The 1,207-nt window shown below is 48.4% G+C and carries 2 protein-coding genes; both read right to left on the bottom strand.

Annotation, left to right across the window (positions count from 1 at the left end; genetic code table 11):
- Positions 1–726: glutamate-1-semialdehyde 2,1-aminomutase (locus A3766_RS04380; protein ID WP_156508681.1), on the bottom strand; the 726-nt coding region annotated here is incomplete at its 3' end.
- A 19-nt stretch (positions 727–745) separates the two neighbouring features.
- Positions 746–1,207 (bottom strand): thiamine phosphate synthase (locus A3766_RS04375; RefSeq protein ID WP_156508680.1); only part of this gene is annotated, 462 nt, incomplete at its 5' end.

Here is a 1,207-nt window from a genome sequence, read left to right as displayed (position 1 = left end):
GCCAGTCATGACTTCATCAAAGATCAAGACACTTTCATGTTTGTCACAGACTTCTCGTAAGCTTTCTAAAAAGCCAGGTACTGGAGGAATGCAGTTCATATTCCCGGCAACGGGTTCGACAATAATCGCAGCAACCTGGTCACCCATTTCATCAAACAGTGCTTTAACTTGGTCTGCATCATTATAGGTAAGGGTGATTGTATGCTCGGCGACACTCGCAGGTACTCCAGGTGAATTAGGCACGCCAAGCGTTAGCGCGCCAGAGCCTGCTTTAACGAGTAGCGAGTCAGCATGCCCGTGATAACAGCCTTCGAACTTAACGATTTTATCGCGTCCGGTAAAACCACGCGCCAAGCGAATAGCGCTCATGGTTGCTTCGGTTCCCGAACTCACCATACGAACCATTTCAATAGAAGGGACAAGTTCGCAAACCTTTTTCGCCATGATGGTTTCGATTTCAGTTGGCGCACCGTAGCCCAAGCCGTGGTCTAGTTGCGCTTTCACGGCAGAGATTACATCCGGGTTGGCATGGCCCAAGATCATTGGTCCCCATGACGCGACATAGTCGATATAGCGCTTGTCGTCGGCATCTACTAAATAGGCGCCTTCACCGCGTTCAAAGAAAATGGGAGTACCTTCAACACCTTTAAATGCGCGCACCGGGGAGTTTACGCCGCCTGGGATCACACTTTGGGCATCGTTGAAAAGATCTTCGGATCGAGACATATTGGAACCTGTTTCTAAATTAATAAGTTTGAATTTGTTTAAATGCGGCGCTTAGCGCCAGCGCAGCTTGGTAGATATCTGCCTGGCCAAAGAGACTATTAATGACCGCAATATTATGAGGAGGAGTATCTCTGAAGCGAGCAATATTGTCTATGCTAATACCCCCAATGGCTAGTACGGGAATACTCAATTGCAGTGCTTGCTTGAATGTTTCCAGGCTACATGGAGGCGCTTCTGGCTTAGTTTGTGATTCAAAAAAACGACCAAAAGCACAGTATGATGCGCCTTGGTTAATACAGTCCTGAGCATATTGCAGGTCACTATGGCAGGTAACGCCAATGATCTTTTTGTCGCCGAGTGCTTGCCGTGCTTCGCTTAAGTGGCCGTCAGATTTTCCAAGATGCAGCCCATCTGCATCGCTGTCGAGGGCCAGGGCCAGGCTGTCATTAATGATTAGTGCTGCCTGGTACTTATGGCACAA

The sequence above is a fragment of the Oleiphilus sp. HI0132 genome, from assembly GCF_001635845.1.
Note: the sequence above shows the minus strand (reverse complement) of the source record. Positions and strands in the feature narration are given on the sequence as shown.